This is a genomic window from Lysobacter korlensis (genome assembly GCF_042434515.1).
Genome location: NZ_JBHLTG010000008.1, coordinates 271,057 through 289,808, shown reverse-complemented (window position 1 = coordinate 289,808; position 18,752 = coordinate 271,057). Strand labels below are relative to the sequence as shown.

The 18,752-nt window shown below is 68.2% G+C and carries 17 protein-coding genes; 8 read left to right on the top strand and 9 right to left on the bottom strand.

Annotation, left to right across the window (positions count from 1 at the left end):
* Positions 1 to 99 precede the first annotated feature (99 nt).
* Positions 100 to 540 carry an integrase core domain-containing protein gene (locus tag ACFFGH_RS27820; protein WP_386674675.1) on the bottom strand — a complete coding sequence of 147 codons (441 nt, stop codon included), beginning with the start codon at positions 538 to 540 and terminating at the stop codon, positions 100 to 102.
* Positions 503 to 724 (bottom strand): hypothetical protein, encoded by a 222-nt coding sequence (locus ACFFGH_RS27815; protein ID WP_386674672.1) that lies wholly within the window; start codon positions 722 to 724, stop codon positions 503 to 505. Before ACFFGH_RS27815 ends, ACFFGH_RS27820 begins: the two co-directional genes overlap by 38 nt.
* Positions 725 to 782: 58 nt before the next feature.
* Between ACFFGH_RS27815 and ACFFGH_RS27810 the strand changes: the two genes are divergently transcribed.
* The gene (locus ACFFGH_RS27810; RefSeq protein ID WP_386674669.1) at positions 783 to 1,145 is read left to right on the top strand and encodes an SUMF1/EgtB/PvdO family nonheme iron enzyme; all 363 of its coding nucleotides are present in this window, start codon (positions 783 to 785) and stop codon (positions 1,143 to 1,145) included.
* A 216-nt stretch (positions 1,146 to 1,361) separates the two neighbouring features.
* Here ACFFGH_RS27810 and ACFFGH_RS27805 read toward each other — a convergent pair whose 3' ends face one another.
* Positions 1,362 to 2,069 (bottom strand): DUF72 domain-containing protein, encoded by a 708-nt coding sequence (locus ACFFGH_RS27805; RefSeq protein WP_386674667.1) that lies wholly within the window; start codon positions 2,067 to 2,069, stop codon positions 1,362 to 1,364.
* A 699-nt stretch (positions 2,070 to 2,768) separates the two neighbouring features.
* Between ACFFGH_RS27805 and ACFFGH_RS27800 the strand changes: the two genes are divergently transcribed.
* Positions 2,769 to 3,677: a hypothetical protein gene (locus ACFFGH_RS27800; RefSeq protein WP_386674664.1), complete on the top strand. Its 909-nt coding sequence runs from the start codon at positions 2,769 to 2,771 to the stop codon at positions 3,675 to 3,677.
* A 193-nt stretch (positions 3,678 to 3,870) separates the two neighbouring features.
* Positions 3,871 to 4,587, top strand: a complete 717-nt coding sequence (locus tag ACFFGH_RS27795) for an HD domain-containing protein (protein ID WP_386674661.1) — start codon at positions 3,871 to 3,873, stop codon at positions 4,585 to 4,587.
* A gap of 139 nt (positions 4,588 to 4,726) precedes the next feature.
* On the opposite strand, the gene ACFFGH_RS27790 is transcribed toward ACFFGH_RS27795, so the two are convergent.
* Positions 4,727 to 5,425 carry a hypothetical protein gene (locus ACFFGH_RS27790; protein ID WP_386674658.1) on the bottom strand — a complete coding sequence of 233 codons (699 nt, stop codon included), beginning with the start codon at positions 5,423 to 5,425 and terminating at the stop codon, positions 4,727 to 4,729.
* A gap of 100 nt (positions 5,426 to 5,525) precedes the next feature.
* Entirely contained in the window at positions 5,526 to 6,494 is a 969-nt protein-coding gene (locus ACFFGH_RS27785) for a hypothetical protein (protein WP_386674655.1), read from the bottom strand.
* 453 nt (positions 6,495 to 6,947) lie between these two features.
* On the opposite strand from ACFFGH_RS27785, the gene ACFFGH_RS27780 reads away from it, so the two are divergent.
* Together ACFFGH_RS27780 and ACFFGH_RS27775 are read left to right on the top strand one after the other, a co-directional pair.
* Positions 6,948 to 7,355 carry a TIGR03618 family F420-dependent PPOX class oxidoreductase gene (locus ACFFGH_RS27780; protein WP_386674652.1) on the top strand — a complete coding sequence of 136 codons (408 nt, stop codon included), beginning with the start codon at positions 6,948 to 6,950 and terminating at the stop codon, positions 7,353 to 7,355.
* Between the two features lie 104 nt (positions 7,356 to 7,459).
* Complete coding sequence (locus ACFFGH_RS27775; RefSeq protein WP_386674650.1) at positions 7,460 to 8,191, top strand: glutamine amidotransferase; 732 nt, start codon at positions 7,460 to 7,462, stop codon at positions 8,189 to 8,191.
* Positions 8,192 to 8,218: 27 nt separating this feature from the next.
* On the opposite strand, the gene ACFFGH_RS27770 is transcribed toward ACFFGH_RS27775, so the two are convergent.
* The 3 genes from ACFFGH_RS27770 to ACFFGH_RS27760 form a co-directional block, all read right to left on the bottom strand.
* Positions 8,219 to 8,977 carry a hypothetical protein gene (locus tag ACFFGH_RS27770; protein WP_386674647.1) on the bottom strand — a complete coding sequence of 253 codons (759 nt, stop codon included), beginning with the start codon at positions 8,975 to 8,977 and terminating at the stop codon, positions 8,219 to 8,221.
* A gap of 94 nt (positions 8,978 to 9,071) precedes the next feature.
* A complete protein-coding gene (locus ACFFGH_RS27765) occupies positions 9,072 to 11,063 on the bottom strand; it encodes a hypothetical protein (protein WP_386674644.1) in 1,992 nt (663 codons plus the stop codon).
* Positions 11,060 to 12,970 carry a PQQ-binding-like beta-propeller repeat protein gene (locus ACFFGH_RS27760; protein ID WP_386674641.1) on the bottom strand — a complete coding sequence of 637 codons (1,911 nt, stop codon included), beginning with the start codon at positions 12,968 to 12,970 and terminating at the stop codon, positions 11,060 to 11,062. Before ACFFGH_RS27760 ends, ACFFGH_RS27765 begins: the two co-directional genes overlap by 4 nt.
* Before the next feature lie 140 nt (positions 12,971 to 13,110).
* Between ACFFGH_RS27760 and ACFFGH_RS27755 the strand changes: the two genes are divergently transcribed.
* The 3 genes from ACFFGH_RS27755 (at position 13,111) to ACFFGH_RS27745 (ending at position 17,642) form a co-directional block, all read left to right on the top strand.
* A complete protein-coding gene (locus tag ACFFGH_RS27755; RefSeq protein ID WP_386674638.1) occupies positions 13,111 to 15,477 on the top strand; it encodes a S8 family serine peptidase in 2,367 nt (788 codons plus the stop codon).
* A 155-nt stretch (positions 15,478 to 15,632) separates the two neighbouring features.
* Positions 15,633 to 16,022 (top strand): group I truncated hemoglobin, encoded by a 390-nt coding sequence (locus ACFFGH_RS27750; protein WP_386674636.1) that lies wholly within the window; start codon positions 15,633 to 15,635, stop codon positions 16,020 to 16,022.
* Between the two features lie 138 nt (positions 16,023 to 16,160).
* On the top strand, positions 16,161 to 17,642 hold the full coding sequence (locus ACFFGH_RS27745) for an SPFH domain-containing protein (protein WP_386674633.1): 1,482 nt from the start codon (positions 16,161 to 16,163) through the stop codon (positions 17,640 to 17,642).
* A 91-nt stretch (positions 17,643 to 17,733) separates the two neighbouring features.
* On the opposite strand, the gene ACFFGH_RS27740 is transcribed toward ACFFGH_RS27745, so the two are convergent.
* Positions 17,734 to 18,717 (bottom strand): SDR family oxidoreductase, encoded by a 984-nt coding sequence (locus tag ACFFGH_RS27740; protein WP_386674630.1) that lies wholly within the window; start codon positions 18,715 to 18,717, stop codon positions 17,734 to 17,736.
* Positions 18,718 to 18,752: the final 35 nt, after the last annotated feature.

Below are 18,752 nucleotides of genomic sequence, written 5' to 3'. Positions count from 1 at the left end.
GCGGTGATGACCAGGCGAGCTTTCGACACCTGCCGAGACTGCCGCGGAGTTTCCTATGTCTTGAGACATGCGTTTCCTATGTCCTGAGACCACACACTGTCAGCCCGACGAACGTGATGTCTTCAGACATAGAGGACAGATGTCGCGAGACATCCAGGACGCCCTCACCTTTGTGGTGGGGACGCCGGAGTCGTCGATGCGGTCTTCGCGGATGCGCCAGTGTCCGCCGACGGTGCCGGCTGGGCCTGCTTTGCTGCGGGCGGTGTAGGCCTCGGCGGGTGTGCGGCGTTGCAGTGAGCGGTGCGGCCGTTGCTCGTTGTAATAGGTCTGGAAGATGTCGAGTTGGGTCTGGAGGGCCTCGACGGTCAGCGCGGGTGCCTGTGCGGCGAGCCACCGCTTCAGGGTCTGCTGGAGTCGCTCGACCTTGCCTTGGGTTTGTGGGTGGTTGGTCGGCCGTTCTTCTGGGTGATGTTCAGCAGCCGCAGCTAGTTCTCGAACGCGTTCATGCCGCCGCGGACGCGGGTGGTGAACACCAGCCAGTTGCCGTCAGCCTGGATGCTGGAGGCCCGTCGTTCTCAGTGTTTCGGCAGAACTGGGCCAGCACGACCGGGCCGGTGACCACCGGATGCGCGGTGATCGAGATCGCGAGGCGCGAGTGGTCGTCGAGGAAGGTGAGGACCTCGACGCCCGTTCCGTCGGCGAGCTGTCCGCATTTGTTTCCCATTTATCCGTGGCGGAACGGCGGCTGAGCGGGCCTCCGGACGGGTTGGCTCTTCGAGCACGTGAGCGATGTCCGCTGCGATCGCTGGCTTCGAGATGTAGAACTCGCGGGTGATGGCTGGGGAGGAGTGGCCGAGCTGCTGGGATGCAGTCTCGGCGCGGAGGGGTACGTGGGCACGTCCCCGGCCGGCACGTTCCGAGCCAACGGCTACGGCCTCTTCGATGTGACGGGCAACGTTTGGGAGTGGACGACCGACTACACGCCCCGTCACTTCCCCCCGGATGCAGCCGACCGGGCGGTCGAGTCGGCCGCCCGGCCGAGCCTGCTCGCTCCTGGAAGGCCCAACACTAGGGTCGGCCGCACAGACCGTGATCGCAGATCAGGGTCTGCTTGGCCGATCGGTCGGTCGTTCGTCCTCCGATGATGTCTCACGCCGTGCCCGTAGAGAATCTGAGCTGTCCCGGCGTCCGAGACGTCGACGATCTTGCCTTCACCTGCTCGTCGGCGAGATCGTCGACACAAGTTCGGAGGGATGCGGCCTGAGGCCTCCGCGTCCGACTCAACGTGCCGCCCTTATTCCCTATCGCGTCCCCGATGCGGTGGCAACGTATGTCGCGATGTCGTCATGCACCTGCCCTGATCAGAGCAGGGCGAGGAACCGCTCTGCGTCGCCTACGCGGGGCAGGTTGTTGAACATGACGTAAGGCGACACTCGGCCGTCGACCATATCCCGCAGCCGGCGCAGCTCATCATCGGTGTGGACGTGCCGCGAGCCGGCAGTGCCGTGCAGGCGGTAATAGGTTCGCTCGGGCGTCACGGTCTCGGTCTGCATGGGGTCGACGACGTGAACAAGATCCAGCTCGGCGCAGAGTTCCGTGAGCAGCTGCGTGGGCCATTCACCACGGGGTTCCCACAGCAGCCGCCCGGCTGGCCGCTTCACCTGCGCCATGAAGTTGCGCAGCCGTTCAACGTTGTCGGGCGTCGGGCGAAAGCTTCTCGGACACTGAAGCAGTACGGCGGTGGCCTGCAGGATCTGGGCGCACTCGAGGGTCCGCTGCCATCCCGCAAGGACTGGAGGCGAGGTGCGGAACGCTCCGACCTGGCCACGCGCGCTGTCCGGCAGAGGCAGCTTCAGCCGCCGGTAGGTGGGGCTGTTGGACTCGTGGGTGACGATCTGCCACGCCTTGATCGTGAACTCGAAACTGGCCGGCACCTGGGTTCGCCAGCGCGACAGGACGACGTCGGACGGCGGTTCGTAGAAGGTGTGCTGCACCTCGACGACGGGGAAGCGACGTACATAAGAAGCCTGGGAGACCGTCCAACCACACAGCCCTACGAGAACTCCCACCCGTCTCTCCCTCCCCGGTGTAGCGAGCACGAACCAACGCCCGGCGCAGCATGACCGAGTTGGCCATGCAGTCGAGTCTCCTTCAAGAGACGCCTGCGGAGCGGCCACACCATCGGCAGTGTGTCATACCGCCACGGATCGACCGGCCGCTCCGTGGCATGTGCGGACGCCAACAGTGAGATTGGTTCGTGCGCACCGGACAGCGCCCAATTCGGAGCCTGGGAAAAAAGTCGCAGGGACTGGGAAAGGCGCCACGTTGAGCTACTGGCGATCCGCGCCACTCCAGGTTGTCTGGACAGCCCACGAATGTGATGTCTCAAGACATCGAGGACACCCCGGACCTGCAGCAGGTCCGGGTTCTTCGTGCTGCGAGTGGGTCGATGATTCTTTGGCGTCGGTGTCGGCGTCGGGGTCGAGGTAACGCCACTTGATTCCTTGGAGGCTCTGATCCACTCCAAGAAGTACGAGTCCATGCCAGCGAGCTATGAGCGTCGACTCGCGAGTTGCCTGGAGGAGTCGCATGCGGCGTCGGCGTTGAAGATGGCGAGGTTCCACGTGGCGACGCATACTCGGATTCCGGCCGGGGCGTCCAAGGCAGGGTGTCGGAACAGCTGCTGTTAGTTGCTCTGGTACTGTTTCGGCTAGTTTCAGAGCCGACTTGAATTAGCGAATGATGATCCGACCGAGACGCAGGACCGGATGCTTGACCTCCTGAAGTCGGCCCAAGCCCGTCGGGTGCTCATGGTCGTCACGATCATCTCCGCCATCACCCTGTTGATCGTGCAGGGCCTCGCCGCGTGGGGTCTTGACGAGGAAAAGGACCTGGGACGTGCGGCACTCGTAACGCTTCAGGTCGTCGCCTCGGGCCTCTTCGGCGGTGTTGCTGCCGCAGCGTTCATCGCCTTCGTTACGCGTTTCCTTTTCCGTCAGGATCGTAAGCTCGAGCAGACGACGGTCATCGATTCGCTCACATCTCGCCACATGCACTTAGCAGCGATTGAGGAGAGCGGCTTCTGGCTCCACAACGGGCACATCGGAAGGTGGGTCCGGACGGAGGTTCTTCCCCGATTTGCCATGGCGGCGCGTTCCGGAGCGCCGAAGACCGTCAAGTTCCTCTTGATCGACCCACGTAACAACTGGCTTGTGAAGGCGTACGCGGCGCATCGTGATCAGGTCGACGGCAACCCCCACGGCATCGACACGGTCATCGATGCGCGAGTCGAAGTGCTCGCAACGATCTTGCGGGCCGCCCATTATCAGCAACACGTCGCAGGTGTGCGAGTTGAGGTGTATCTGCGCTCCAATCTTGACTTGTTTCGAGTCGATACCTCGCAAAACCATGCCTTTGTCACGTTGACGCGAGATAAGGCGCCCTCGATCCACTTCTTCCACGATGCCGCAGACGGGGACCATTACTGGGCCGCGAAGTTGAACTTCGATCATGCGCAAGCGTTAGCTGACCGTGTCGATCTCGAGGTGCCGCTCGCAATTGAGCCGACGGAGCAAGACGTCGAGAGTTTCCTTGAATCCCTCGGCTTCGACGCCTACGCGCATCTGTCGAAGGACGTCCTCGCCCGCTCCCATTCCCCGTTCAATCGCACGCGGTGAGCGGAATCGCCTTCGAAATCACGCGAGAAAGCGGGTCGCGGCGCTGTTCGACCCCGCTTCCGACTTCGTCTGCAAGCAGGTCAATCCGACGGTCCTCACCTGGGGCAACCGGATGCCGGCGCACCACCGTGACATATCGTTATTGAATCGCGGATCCGCAGCCCGTCTGTATTTCTGTGAGGAGAACGCAACAATGCTCACTGCTCGCACAACGGCGCTCGCGGCCGCCCTCGAGAAGTTGTACCGCGACCGCAGCGCGGATATACCATTCCACGGTTGGCACCACGTTCACTTCGTGGCGAAGAAAGCAGTGGAGTTCGCCCGTGAACTCGATGTGGACGGTGAGCTGGTTGAGGCGGCCGCCTTGACCCACGATCTGAATTATCTGGTGGTGACGAACAGCGCCCCGGAAGTCGGGAGAGATCTGAGGATTTCCCACCTCGAGCGAGCGGGATTCTCCGCGGATGAGGTGGAGGACGTGGACAGCGTCGTCATGCAGCAGGACATGGCCAGACGTACCGCTGACATATCCGATGCCGCTAAGGCGCTCAGCGATGCGGACACCCTCTTCAAGGCATTACCGGTGACGCCAATCGTGCTCGCGAATCACTACCTCATCGAGAACGGTATCGAAATCGGCGAACTCGCAAGCCGGGTGGTCACTCAACAGCGGCCTTTGCTGGAACAGGGCATCTACTTCTATACCGACAGCGCCAGATCGAAGTACCTGAACTGGGCGCACACGAACGTTGAGCTCTGGGAGAACGTGCGTTCAGCACTAGGTGACGAAGACGTCAAGGAGATGTTGGAGATCGCGCGGCGCATGGGGGTGATTCACGGAGGCAGTGTGGCTGTCATCGACGCATCCGCTGCAGACAACGGGCCCACACCAGGCGACCGCGGGCTGTAGAGCAAGCGCCACCACGAACACGTTCGCATCCCTCACTCCGGCCGGATCTGCTCACCGGGTCGACACGAGAGCCGCTCAAGCCGACAGCCAGGGGCTGGTCAATACGTGGCGCGGAGCGTTGCCTCGCCGGGCATAGCGGTCAGCGCGCAAAGCCAGCGCCACGGAGCAATAGTGTTGCTCGGTCGGGAGGCACGTATGGCCTTCCGCCGTCGATCGTGAAGCTGCCAGGCCGGCCTACGAGATGGTCTTCCTGACCCTGCACATGTGTTCCGGTGATGGCGAGGGTCACACACGTTGACCACATGGGAATGGCGGTGGAGTGATAGGTTCCCGCCTCCTGCGTGTGTACGGATCCGAGCTCGTCCCTCGTTCGTCGCCCGTTCTGCCGCACCGAGTATCGCCAATCGGGTTCCTCGCATAACCGGTCCACGTTGTCCGGCCGGGGCGGCTCCACCTTGAAACCGTGCAAGGCGCGCGGTTCGGCGACGCTCGCGGCGGCGATCCGCGCGACATCGTAGCGGACCTCCGAATAGGTCCCGGCGACTACTGTCGAGTACAAGTGGAACCCGTGGCAGTGGATCATCGGATGGCCCGGTTTGGCTACACGCACTCGAGCTGGCCAAATGTGCAATCGGACGAGACCGAAGCTGCGGATTTCGAGGAGCTGCAAGATCAAGAACCCCGTCGGGTGCCAACGAGCACCAGATGGGAGGGCGAGTTCGACCAGCCGGCCGAGCCGTTCGCGCACGACTTCGGTCATCACCGCGGCGTACGACGTGAACGACTCGAAGTCGTGTGGAGGACGCTCGGTGCGCGGGGCGGGAAGTTCGTCTTCCACAGGTTTCAATCCATTCGGCGCTGCAGTAACCGCGCACCGACCCGTGACCACGCCTGCGCCCTGTTTCCTGGGGGCGAAGCAACGTGCGGTGCCGGCGCTGTCAATATCCAGGCCACGGTTGCGGCGTGACGTACGCCCTGACGTCGTTCTCCACTATCACCCTTCTGAGCACGCTCTTTCTTGGACCTTGTTCGAACTCGTAAAGCACTCCGTCGGCGGTCAGTTCGTCTCCAACCGATGCGTCGCCACGCAGTCTGAGGCCGGGAAACACCACTGTCGTCCGGCCAAGCGAACGGTCGTCGATCTCCACAACGCACGGTGTGAGGGATGCTCTCGTCACATCCAGTACGAGGCCGTGACATGTCACGGACGTAGCGCGGTCGGGCTGCCTGTCCCAATCCATGACATCCAAGAGCGGTGCCGGTGTCCGGAAGAAAAGGCAGATCAGCCCGAGTGGTGACCGTATTCGGATTCTCCACCCCTTGCCGTATTCGTGCACCCTGAGCGGGGGTGAGGTGGTGACCAGGAGCCCGGCACTCTGCACGACACGGTCGATTGTCTCTACTGGGGCCTCGATCACGATGTCGAAGTCATGTGGTTCGGCGAGGCTCTCGCACCGTTCGTCGACCAAGCCAACGGAACCCGTCAACCCGAACCTGACCGAAGAACCGTCCGGGACGACATGGTTCGAAATCCAATCAAGAAGACCCTGCACGCGTCGAGCCAGTGGACCATCGAGCCGCCGACTGAGCATGTCATGACAGTTCGCGGTCGCTACGGCGTCCGCTGTGGCGACTATGGATTTGGCAGCAATCAGCTGCCACCCCAGCGGCGCGCTCGCCGCCAGTACGTCGCGGCGAAAGGGGTGCGGCTGAGAGCGTCCGTGCACCCTCGAGTAGCGACGACCGTCTATCAGGTATCTGCCCCGGGTGTCGGGGAGGTAGGCGAGATCGCCGATCAGATGCCCGGATTCGGTCGCCGCGTGCACGGCGAGAAGGGCGCCATCGGAAAGGACGGCGTAGTCATAGACGTGGAGCAGTTCGACCGGAACATCACTGAAAGCCTTCACGGCATCGCCTGTCGCCTCACTCCCGGTGCAAGGGGTTCACGCACCACGCCCGTCCGAAAATACACTTACGCCGGTTCGGCAGGAGGACTCAAGGTTTGCCAGCGGGGTCACAGCGCCAGCCCTCCGCTCACCTTGGCGCGTGAACGCACGGGTGAACGTCTCGTCGGTCTCAACGCCGCTTGCAACGCGATCTCCTGCACGTTGGTGTGCGCTGCCGCGAGGCGATGGTGGGACTGATCCGGGCTCAGGCGGCGACATGATCTTCAAGGCAGTTCGCCGGGTCACATCCTGGGATACCCGACGAATCGATGCTCGCATCCGGCAATCGCGGCCAGCTCTTCGAGTTGCGACGCTCCACGACATTCGCCTCACAGTGGGCGAACCACGCTTCGGCCGTCGACCGTCGGCACGTCCCGGCGACCGGGGCTCGTCGCGGTTCACTAGGCTCGGGTGATGCCGATCCGGGTCCCAGAGACGATCAGAACATTTCTGCAGCAGCCGCATCCGGCCGTCATGGCGACCGTGACGAAGGACGGGCATCCGGTGACCGTCGCCACGTGGTACTTGCTGGAACCCGATGGCAGGGTGATGATCAACCTCGACGCCGGTCGCCTTCGGCTGAATCACCTGCGGCGCGACCCGCGCTTCGCGCTCGATGTGATGGACGGCGCGGACTGGTACTCGCATGTCGCGCTGCAGTTGGAGGTGGTGGATATCACCGACGACGCCGGGCTGGCGGACATCGACGCGCTTTCCCGGCATTACCGCGGGTCCGACTACCCGAACCGGCATCGCCCGCGGGTGAGCGTCCGTGCTGACGTGACGAAATGGATGGGCTGGGGAGCGCTCGGCGAACGATAAGCGGCCGTTCCCCGAACGCCCAGGTCATCCGGGCTCACCTCGGGACGATGGGGGTTCGGCGACACATCGGCGGCTGACACGGCCGCCATGTCTACGCTCAGAACATGAAGCCTTTTCTCCTGCTGGCCACCCGGGCAGAGGATCGGGCCGCGGATGAGGAGTACGAGGCGTTCCTCCGGTTCGGTGGCCTGCGCGAGTCTGAGCTGCGCCGCGTCCGGCTGGAGCAGTGCCCACTGGGCCGCGTTCGGCTCGAGGACTACTCGGGGCTGATCATGGGCGGCAGCCCGTTCAACTCGTCCGATCCGCCCGAAACGAAGTCGGACGTCCAGCGCCGAGTCGAAGGAGAGCTCGCCGGGCTGCTCGACGAGGTGGTGGCCGCCGACTTCCCGATGCTCGGAGCGTGTTACGGAGTGGGCACGATCGGAACGCATCAGGGTGCGGTGGTCGACCGCACCTACGGCGAACCCGTCGGACCCGTGTCGGTGACGCTGACCGACGACGGCCGAAGCGACCCGGTCTTCGGCGTGCTTCCACCGGTGTTCGAGGCGTTCGTCGGGCACAGGGAGGCCGTGCGCGAGCTGCCGCCCCACGCGGTGCGGCTGGCCTCCTCCTCCGACTGCCCGGTACAGGCGTTCCGGATCGGCTCGAACGTCTACGCCACCCAGTTCCACCCGGAGCTGGACATCGCCGGCATCCTGACCCGGATCGACGTGTACAAGTACGCGGGCTACTTCGCGCCGGAGGAGGCGGAGGCGCTCAAGGAACGGGTGGGCTCCAGCGCGGTCCGCCACCCGCCGGGAATCGTGCGGCGGTTCGTGGAGCGCTACGCGGTGTAGTTCGGCGACTGTCCCCGTGGGAGGGAACTAGAACCGGGAGAACTCGTCACCGAAGTCGACGATCACATCGTTGGATGTCGCCGTCACGAGGCCCGTCTGGAGGTCCTGAGTGACCGTGCCGCCCTCGAACTCGTTGGTCGGGTTCCCGCTCGCATCCGGGAACTCGTCGCTCGTCGGGTAGCCGAGCGAGCCGGACGGGCCGCCTGCCGAGTCGCGGTAGAAATCGTCGATATCGCCGCTCACCAGGAAGGCGCCGGTCTCTTCCCGGAAGTAGAGGTGTCCGAAGGGCTCACCGTCGAGCATCACCTGCCACGTCGCGCCGGCCGTGCCGACGACGGGACGCGTGTGCGGATGCTGCGGGTCGGGGTACCGCACCAGCGTGATCGCGAGCCCGCCCGCTTGGAGTTCGGACAACTTGTTGTACAGCGCAGGTGTTGCCCGGTCGAGCACGACGCAGTGCCGGTCGAGCCGGCGGAACGTGCGGGGTCCTGCGAAGTGGTCGATGAAGCCGGTGGGTACCTCCGGCGGGAAGTGGATGCCGTAGCGCGTCTTGTAGGCGATCACGGCCGCCTGCGTCCTCGGGCCGTAGATGCCGATGACGAAGTCCTGATGCATCGTGCCCGGCGACGTCGCGAATACCCAGTGCAGATCGAACAGCGCCTGCTGCAGCAGCTTCACGCTTTCGGGTGGGCTGCCCGGGCCGAGCTTGACCGCACCGGTGTCCGGGTCGTTGAGGATGTCATGGAGCAGCGTGTCCCTTGTGAATCTGGGCGATTCGAAGTCCATCTGGCACCCCCGGGTCGGTTCGGGACCCGCACACTGTATTTCCATCGGTGCGTCCACCGACAGGGGCTTTCGGCACGTGCTGCCCCTCGCGACGTCACCGCTCGAGCGGAATCGCCGCGGGTGACGAACCCGTCGCTGCCTCCGACCCGGGCAGACCGGCCACCGTGCTCCGCCGAGGCAGCACCTCCACCCACAGGGCGATGACCACGACGATGATGAGCGCCGTGCCGAGCAGCAGGTCACCGGCGCCGGCGAACTGGTCGAGGTCGATGACGACGTCCAGGTCGCGCGCCAGGGCGGCGAACGCGAGGGCCGTGACCCCGAAGACGTTGTTGGCCAGGAACAGCAGCACCCGAGCGGGCACCGGGTACTCGGGGGAGCCGGAGCGGGTCGGCTCCGCACCGGCGACGAATCCCCACACGAAGCCGAGGAGGATGAAGGCGACGGCGCTCGCGCCGAGCAGCACGCTCAGGGGGTTGGCGAGCACCTCGCGCCAGGCCGCGGCCTGGGCGAGCAGGAGCGCGACGCAGAGCGCCGCCAGCTGTGCGGCGCCGAGCCGGCGCTGGACTGCCAGCACGATCGCAAGGGCGACCGTGCCCACCCCCACCGCGACCGAGATGGCCTCAGACGACCACTCGATCGAGAAGGCAGCGATGTTGGGCGCGTTCGAGAGGACCACGATCACCCCGAACGCCAGCAGCAGCTCCGGCACCGCCCGCCGCCCGCGGGCGGCGCCCACCACGGCGAAGAGAAGGAACGCGATGCCGGCGAGCGTGCGGACGACGGTCGTCACGACGCTGCCACTGAGGGCGTCGATCGCGACGAACCCGATCGCCGCGACCTCCGCGCTGAGCGCCCACTGGGTGAGCACCTGCGCGCCGAGCAGCAGCACCACGACGGGTCCGAGCAGCGCCGTGAAGGCCGCCGCGACCGGGAAGAGGATGGCGTTCAGCCGGCCGAGCAGGTCGGCGGTCGTGACCGACGCGGTGTCCACGATTCTTGTCCTCCGGCCCGCGCGGCGGAGCATCGCCAGCCCGGCCCACCCCGCGGCGATGAGCGCGATCAGCCCGACCGAGCCGGGGTATGCGGACGGCGGCGGGGCCGTGGCCGCGTTCGACGCGTACCGGGTGACGATGTCCGCGGCGAGGAGCGCCGCGAGCGCCAGGAACGCCCACAGCAGGATCCCGGGCCGGCCACGGCGCTCGGAGAGCTGAGCCGGGCCGTCGGACGCGGTCGACTCGCCGGCGGTGACGTGCACGCCGGCGGCGCTGTCGGCGGCGAGTTCCGGTGCGTTCCCGCGGCGACCGGCCGACAGCTCGGGGAGCAGCCCGGCGCCGTCGTCCGCGGCGGACCTGCGCACCCGGAGGGCTCCCACGACGGCGAGCGCCGCCGTGACGGCGAGCTCAGCCACGGCCACCCCGGCCGCCAGCGCAGCCGGCGCCGCCAGCGAGCCCAGCGACGACATCATCAGGCTCGCGGTGGTCGGGCCGAAGTCGATTCCGAACGGGAGGCTCTGGGCGGCCGTGCGGGCGATCGACACGGTGGCTGACACCCCGACCAGAGTCAGCACGACGGCGAACTCGCCCCAGGCGAACCCGCGACGTCGTCGCACAAGCAGCAGGGCGATGATCCCAGCGACAGCGAGGAGCGCCACCAGCTTGCCTGGCACGAAGAGGCCGCCGCCCATCCCGTCGCCGCGGTCGAGGCCGCCGAGGAAGAGCAGCAGCAGCGCCGTGATCAGCGTCACGGGGATCGCGACCAGCCATCTCACGTGCAGCACCGCGGTCTGCACGAGCGCGACGGACACCACCACAAGCAGGAAGAACAGCGGCAGCAGGATCCGGGGGAGGGACAGGGTCACCGCCCCGGTGCTCACGGTCAGCGGAAGCAAAGCGCGCAGGAATGGCGACGCGACGATGATGGCGACGGCAAGGGTGAACGCGACCGTCGCGCAGACCACCACCGTCTTCAACCCCGCCGGCCAGCCGGTGTCGCGCAGTCGGCCCGCCCGGATCGGCTCAACGAGCAGCATCCCCAGAAAGCGGGAAAGGCCGCGCGCGACCCGGCTGTTCCGGATGCGGTTCATCGGCCCTCCATCCGCCAGAACAGCAGGAACGAGTCGACCAGCACGACGTCGGAGCCATCGCGAATCACGTGCCCGCCCTCAACCGTGGCCTCGTCGGGCAGGTGCCACTCGCCGGCGTCCTCGCCGTCGGCGGAGCGCAACGCCGCGCGACGGTCTCGGAGCGACACGGTGGCGCCCGCTTCCGGGGCCTCACCGACGATCGGCAGCCCCCCGCCACCGGCCGCTGCCCAGACTTCGGCGCCGTCGGCGTCGTAGCCGACCGTCTCCTCATCGGTCGCGAGCACCACACCGGCGGGCGTCACAGTCATCGAGCGGAGGATGCCGGCGAAGCCGTCGTCCCATCGCACCTCGCCGCTGGCCGGGTCGATCGCGAGCAGCTCGTTGTCGAACGTCGCCGCGTAGACGGCGGTGCCGTCCGCCGCGGCGGAGAGGGCTTCGATCATGCCGGCATCCTGCCGCCAGCGGAGCTCGCCCGTGGCGATGTCCAGGCCGCTCAGGCGTCCGCGCTCATCGGCGAGGACGACGACGGTCCCGGCGATGACGAACCCGCCGCGGGTGTCGGCGCCGAGGTCGGCGGACCACTGCTCCGCACCGTCTTCGGCGGCAAGCAGGGCAACCCTGCCGTCCCGCGTCGCGACCAGCGGATTCGAGCCGGCTGTGGAGGCGCTTCGGGGCGGTGCGAGGGCCAGCTCGTCGCCGCGCCAGGTCCATAGACGGCGACCGAGCGCATCGTATGCGTGCACTGCCCGCTCCGAGGTGGCGGCGAGCACGAGATCGCCCACGGCGGCGACACCGACGATCACGCCACCTGGATGCGCGGCCCACTCGAGCGTCGCCCGCGAGGGGCCGAGCCGCCACGCGTGCAGATCGTCCCCCCGGTCGTTCGCCACCAGCACGAGGCCCGCGTCGGAATGCGCGGGCGGGATGGTCACCGCGCCCTGCTTGACCGATTCGCCGAAGAACGGGTCGACGGCGACCGCATCGAGCGGTGTCACGTCCCCGGGCTGCACGGCCGGGGCATCCTCCGGGGCCGCCGGGTCGGCGGCCGGCGCCGCGGGCGCAAGCGGTGCGCTCGGGTCGGTCACCGCGCTCGTGACGGGCTCGCCGTTCTGCTCGCCGGTGGTCAGCACACGCCCTTCGCCCGGGCACCAGATGGAGGTGCCGGTCGACTCCAGCAGCGGACCCGACTCAGGCTCCTCCACGAGCAGGCTGCCGTCGACCTGCAGGCAGTCCTGCGCGATCTTCAGCCGCCCGCCGGCTGCGGTCTCCATGCTGGCGGGCGGCTCGCTCGCCCGGTATTCCGCGCGATAGGTCAGCACGCCGTCGCCGAATGCCGAGCCGCTGCTCGACCACTCGTCGCCGGCGGCGGCTCCGGCCGGCATCAGCAGCAGCGCGGGCTCGAAGGTGAAGCCGACCGGTCCGCCCCACGCGGCCACCTCGCTGATGCCGGAGTCGTCGAGCAGGTACAGGTCCGAGTACTGGGAGCCGTCCGCCGTGGTCAGCGTCTCGCGCCAGAGCTGCGCTCCGGTGACGCCCGCCTCCCCGAGCGAGCCGAGCACCGCCGAGGCGACGGCGTCGGGCGCGGTGAAGAGTCCCTCCACCCCGATGAGCCGGGCGTTCTCGACCGCGTCGACTGTGCCGTCCGCGTCCTGATACCGGGCGGCGTGGCCGTCGGGTGGGACAAACCGTGCCGCGTCGCCGCCGGCCAGGGCGGGCGCCGACCGGTCGACGACGAACAGGCTGCCCGCGAGGACCGCGAGCAGCAGGGGCAGGACGACCGCGGGTGCGACGCTTCGGCGCCGCCGGACGCTCGGGGGCTGCGCGCCGGCCGCAGGCACGGTGGGAGTCGCGCCGGGAGCCGATGCGCCGGGCGCTTCCGGGTCGCCGAGGTCGTCGTCCGATCGCACGACCGAAAGTGTATGGGGAACCTCGGGCGGCGGACGAGGGACCGCGGTCCCGAATCCACGGGACCCCTCGCACGGGGGATCCCAGAAGTGGGAATCGCCTAGGTCAACCCTCGGGGCTAGATTCAGCGCGGGGGGAATCAATGACCACGAGTCGCCGAGCGCCGTATGAGGGCACTCGCGCAGGAAAGCGCGCACACCGCTGGGGGATCGCGACGATCGGGGGCGTGCTCGCCGCAGCCATGACGATTCCCGCGCTCGTGCCGGTACAGGCGGCTGCCGCAGCCGAAGCCGAGGAATACCTCGTCAGCGTCGCAGGGGACGCCGAAGACTTCCGGCGCACCGTCACTTCCGTCGGGGGCGTGGTGGAAGACGTGTTCGGGCGGCTCGACGTGCTCGCCGTCACCATGCCGCCCGCTGCCGCGGCATCCCTGGACCGGCGTCCCGACGTCGAGGTCGAACCCAACGTCACCTTCCACGCACTGGACACTCGCGTGAACCCGCCCAGCTACGGCCTCGACCGCGTCGACCAGCGCAGGCTGCCGCTGTCGGGCAGCTACTCCTACCCGTCGACCGCTCGCGGCGCCGGCGTGCACGTCTACATCCTCGACTCCGGCATCCGGGCGGACCACGCCGAGTTCGGCGGCCGTGTGGCCGGCGGGTTCGGCGCGGTCGCGGACGGGCGCGGCACCTCGGACTGCAACGGGCATGGCACCCATGTGGCAGGCACCGTCGCGGGCTCGACCGTCGGCATCGCCCCGGCGGCCACCCTCATCCCGGTGCGGATCCTGGACTGCTCCGGGCGCACCAGCTCCGGGTGGGAGTTCATGGACGGAATGGACTGGATCCTCGCGCATCACCGGCCCGGTAAGCCAGCCGTGCTCAATATGAGCATCGGTGCGCAGGCGAGTTCCATGATCGACTCCGTCGTGGCCGACGCGGTGGCTGACGGGATCGTCGTCGTGGCCGCCGCCGGCAACTCCTCCACCAGCGCCTGCTACAGCTCCCCGGCGCGCGCGGCCTCGGCGATCACCGTCGCCGCGACCGGCATCACCGACGCCCGCGCCTCCTATTCGAACTACGGATCCTGTGTCGACATCTTCGCGCCGGGCGGCGACAACGGCGCCGGCATCCGCTCCGCCTACTCCACCAGCTCCACCGCGCTCGCATCTCTGATGGGCACGTCGATGGCCACGCCCCACGTCGCGGGTGTCGCTGCCCGCTATCTGTCGGCGTACCCGGCGGCGACACCCGCGCAGGTGACCTCGGCCCTCCTCGGCACCGCCACGACTGGCGCAGTCGCCTCCGCGGGCAGCGGGTCGCCGAACCGGCTCCTCTACGCCGACCCGGCCGGCTTCCCGGGATCCACCGGCGCGCCGTCCGACGGCTCGGCGGACACGCAGCTCACCGCGCCTGCCGCGCCCACCGGCGTCACTGCGGCCGCCACCGGCAACGATGACGAGGCGCTGGTGTCGTGGACCGCGCCTTCGAGCACCGGCGGCGCTGCGATCACGGACTACGTCGTCACCATCTCGCCGAAGCTGGCCACCGGTGCCAGCTCCCGCTCGGCGGGCACGGCCACGAGCCTGGTGTTCCCGGGCATCGACGGCGGACCGCACACCTTCACCGTGACCGCCTCCAACGGCTCCGCGGTCTCCGCCCCGAGCGTGAAGAGCAACGCCATCACGCTGAGCCCCGGCACCCTCACGTCGCCGGTCCCGGTCGTGAAGGGCACCGCGGCCGCCGGGCACCTGCTCGCCGCCGCGCCCGGCACCTGGGGTCCGGCGCCGGTCGCCCTCACATTCCAGTGGCTCCGCGACGGTGTCGCCATTCCCGCCGCCACCTCCTCGACGTACCGCGTCAGCCGCGCCGACGCCGGACGGCTGATCGCCGTGACGGTCACCGGCGCCAAAGCCGGGTACACCACCACCTCGACCACCAGCCCCGCCCGGGCGATCGCCCACCTGCTCACCGGCACACCCACCCCGGCGATCTCCGGATCGAACCGGGTGGGCCACACCGTCACGGCCAGCCCCGGCGAATGGGGCCCGGCTCCGGTGACCCTGCGCTACCAGTGGAACCGCTCCGGCAAGCCCATCCCCGGCGCAACGTGGTCGACGTACCGACTGACGTCGGCGGATGCCGGGCGCACGGTCACCGTGACGGTCCGCGGCTCGAAGAGCGGATACTCGTCAGCTTCGAAGACGAGCGCCGGCAAATACGTCACCAAGGTGCTCACCAAGAAGCCGACCCCGACGATCACCGGCAGCGCCCGGGTGGGCTCGACGCTGCGTGCGGACGCCGGCACCTGGGGCCCCAGTCCCGTCACCCTGCGCTATCAGTGGAACCGGTCGGGGAAGCCGATCGCCGGAGCGACCTCGAAGTCGTATCGGCTGACCGCCGGCGACGCGGGGAAGCGCATCACCGTGAAGGTGACCGGGGTGAAGTCGGGCTACGGCTCGGTGTCGAAGATCAGCGCGAGCCTTTCGGTGCCGACGGGCTGGCGCTGAGCCGCCCGCCCCGCCGACCCGACCGCGCCTCCGGGAAGGTGTGTGCGCACATCTGGCATCCAGCAGACATTCAGCCGGTTCCTGGCTTCTCGCAAGCGCATCCCAGCCTGCGCGCCTAGTGTGACGGGAGTTGACGCGCGAGGGAAGCAGGAAGCATGACTCCATCCCGACGTGGCGGGCTGCTCGACGTCATCGATGAGATCACGCTGACGCAGGTCATCGAGAACTTCTATGACCGCATGCTCGCCGACGAACGACTGGCGCACTTCTTCGCCGGCGTCAACCTGGTGCATCTCCGGGCACACCAGCGATCCTTCCTGCTGGCCGCGCTGAGCGGGCCCGAGCTGTTCAACGAACTCACGCTCGCCGCATCGCATCTGCCGCTCGGCTTGACCGACGACGACTTCGACCGCGCCCTGGGCCACCTGATGGGCGCGATGGCCGACGCGGGCGTTCCCGGCACCGCCGTCGCTCCGATCGCGGAGCGCCTGGAACCGCTGCGGGCGCACATCGTGGCGGCCGCGACACGGGGCCGGACCGCCTGAGCCGGACGGCGCGAGGAATCGGCCGGTCCTCGCGCGCGGATGCCATGTTCGGGCATACTGCCGACGAGGCATCGCGCCGCCGGAAACCCGAATCCGGCACAGGCCGACGGTGCGCTCGCCCGAGCCGAAGGAGCCGTCGTGCCCCCGTTCCTCCCAGATCTCATTCCTCCGCTGCTGATCGGCGGCGTCGTCCTGCTGGTGCTGCTGATCGCGCTCGTCGCGCTGCTGCGCGGCATCAAGGTGGCGAAGCCGGACGAGGCGATCATCGTCACGTCGAAGCAGAAGACACTCGGACCCGGCGATCCGGAGAACGCCGGCCAGCGGGTCGTCTTCGGCTCCCGCGTGTTCGTGAAGCCCATCGTGGAGGCGCACTTCAAGCTGAGCCTGCGCAGCCGCCAGCTGAACGTCCAGGCGACCGCGCAGACGCGCGACGCCATCACCATCCGCGTCAACGCGGTCGCGGTCGTCAAGGTCGGCGGCTCCGAGAGCATGGTCCGCGCCGCAGCCCAGCGGTTCCTCGACCAGCAGGACCAGATCGAGTCGTCCACCGAAGAGGTCCTGAGCGGATCGGTGCGTTCGATCGTCGGTCAGCTGACGGTCACCGAGATCATCACCAACCGGTCGGCGCTGCAGGAGCAGGTGCTCGAGGCGGTGCGGGAGGCGCTCGACGTGCAGGGGTTGCAGATCGACACGCTGCAGATCAAGGAGATCGACGACGACAACGGCTACATCCGCGACCTGGGACGCGCCGAGGCCGCTCGGGTGAAGCAAATCGCGGAGATCGCCGAGTCGCAGTCCCGGCAGGCCTCCGAGGAGGCGAGGATTGCGGCCGATCAGGCGGTCGCCGAGCAGCAGCGCAAGCTCGACCTGCGCAACGCGGAGATCCAGAAGGAGACCGACAAGGCCCGCGCCGAGGCCGCTGCCGCCAAGCCGCTCGCCGAAGCCATCGCTCAGCAGCAGGTCATCGCACAGGAGGAGATCAACGCCGGCAAACGCGTGGGGGTGCGCAAGCAGGAGCTCGACGCCGAGATCCGGGCGGTAGCCGACGCCGAGTCCTACGCCACGCAGAAGAACGCCGAGGCTCGCGCCGTCGCTGCGGTCGCGGCGGCGAACTCCGACCGCGAGGCGCGCACGTCGCTTGCCCAGGCGGTCGAGGCGGAGGGTCTCGCTGAGCGCAACCGCCGTATCGCGGCCGCGGAGGCGGTGCGCGCAGAGGGTGAGGCGGAAGCCGAGGCGATCCGCGCCAAGGGTACCGCCGAGGCCGACGCGACCCTCGCTCAGGCCGAGGCGCTCGAGGCCCGCGCCGCCGACCTGCTCCGCCAGCAGGTCATCGGTCAGCTGCCCGACATCGTCCGGGCGGCATCCGAGCCGCTCGCCGCCATCTCGAATATGACGGTCATCTCGTCCGACGGCAACGGCGCCGGCCAGGTGGGCGACGGCGTGGCCGCGCAGCTCGCCACGGCGACGAAGATCATCAGGGACTTGGTCGGCATCGACATCGCGGAGATCGTCACCGGGAGGGCGGCGGGCACCGCCGTCGGACAGGCCATCAATGACAGCAGACACAGTGGGGCGGGCCAGGCCGGCGGGAACGGGAGCGGCGACCGCAGCGGGCGATGACCGAGCGCGCCGCTCCCCGCGCTCACTTGCGGACTTCCGCCGCCGGCTCGCGCTCCGAAGCGGCAGAAGTCCGCAGATCATGGAGGCGCGTTCAGCGCAAAAGGCGGCGGACCACGGCCACCCCGCCGGCCAGCAGGGCGACCGTGCCGACGCCGACCCGCACCGCCGTCTTGCGGCCGCCATCCCAGCCCCCGTGCAGCGAACCGCTGGTCGATGCGGATGACGGTGCGAAGAGGTTCCCGGAGGTCCGCGCCACCGGCTCGTTCTTGGACAGGTGCGTGTTCTCCACCATCGCCGCCATGGAGCGCTCCATCATGCCGGGCGCGAGTTTGCCCTGCTGCACGAAGGAGCTGCCGATCGCTCCGACGATCACCTCACGCCGCGGCATCCGGGACAGGCGGAGGATCGTGCGGGCCACCTTCTCCGGCGGGTACACCGGCGGCATCGCCCGCGCCCTGCGGCCGGTGTAGTTCGCGGCATTGTCGAAGAACGGGGTGTCGATGGCGGGCGGCATCACCGTGCAGACGCGCACTCCGGCGTGTCCGCCGAGCCGCAGCTCCGACCGGACGCTCGCGCTCAGTGACCGGACCGCAGCCTTCGACATGGAGTACGGGGCGGTGTACGGCTGCGGGATGGGGGCGGTCAGGGACGAGACGTTGATGATGACGCCGGTACCCTGCCGCTTCAGCTGCGGCAGCACCGCCCTGACGCCGTACACGTAGCCGAGGATGTTGACGTCGAGCACCCGGCGGATTGCCTCGGTCGGCAGCTCGTCGATCGGTCCGAACACCCCGACCGCGGCGTTGTTGACCCAGACGTCGATCCGCCCGAAGCGCGCGACCGTCTGCTGCGCCAGTTCCAGCATCGCGTCCTCATCAGTGACGTCCACCGAGCGGGTCTCGGTCTCGGCGCCGAGCTCGGCGCACTCCGCCGCCACCGAGTCCAGGCCGTCCTGACCGCGAGCGGCCAGCATGAGCGCCGCGCCCGACTTCGCGAACCGAAGCGCCGTCGCGCGTCCGATCCCGCTCGATGCTCCCGTGATCACGACGACTGGCTTCCCGAACGACTCGCTCATCTCCTCACGCTAAGAAGCGGCCCCGGGAGGCTCAA

Coding starts and splice junctions, on each gene's coding strand:
- ACFFGH_RS27780 (WP_386674652.1), top strand. CDS start 6,948: ATGCCGATCCGGGTCCCAGAGACGATCAGAACATTTCTGCAGCAGCCG.
- ACFFGH_RS27775 (WP_386674650.1), top strand. CDS start 7,460: ATGAAGCCTTTTCTCCTGCTGGCCACCCGGGCAGAGGATCGGGCCGCG.
- ACFFGH_RS27765 (WP_386674644.1), bottom strand. CDS start 11,063: ATGAACCGCATCCGGAACAGCCGGGTCGCGCGCGGCCTTTCCCGCTTT.
- ACFFGH_RS27770 (WP_386674647.1), bottom strand. CDS start 8,977: ATGGACTTCGAATCGCCCAGATTCACAAGGGACACGCTGCTCCATGAC.
- ACFFGH_RS27740 (WP_386674630.1), bottom strand. CDS start 18,717: ATGAGCGAGTCGTTCGGGAAGCCAGTCGTCGTGATCACGGGAGCATCG.
- ACFFGH_RS27800 (WP_386674664.1), top strand. CDS start 2,769: ATGCTTGACCTCCTGAAGTCGGCCCAAGCCCGTCGGGTGCTCATGGTC.
- ACFFGH_RS27755 (WP_386674638.1), top strand. CDS start 13,111: ATGACCACGAGTCGCCGAGCGCCGTATGAGGGCACTCGCGCAGGAAAG.
- ACFFGH_RS27795 (WP_386674661.1), top strand. CDS start 3,871: ATGCTCACTGCTCGCACAACGGCGCTCGCGGCCGCCCTCGAGAAGTTG.
- ACFFGH_RS27750 (WP_386674636.1), top strand. CDS start 15,633: ATGACTCCATCCCGACGTGGCGGGCTGCTCGACGTCATCGATGAGATC.
- ACFFGH_RS27815 (WP_386674672.1), bottom strand. CDS start 724: ATGGGAAACAAATGCGGACAGCTCGCCGACGGAACGGGCGTCGAGGTC.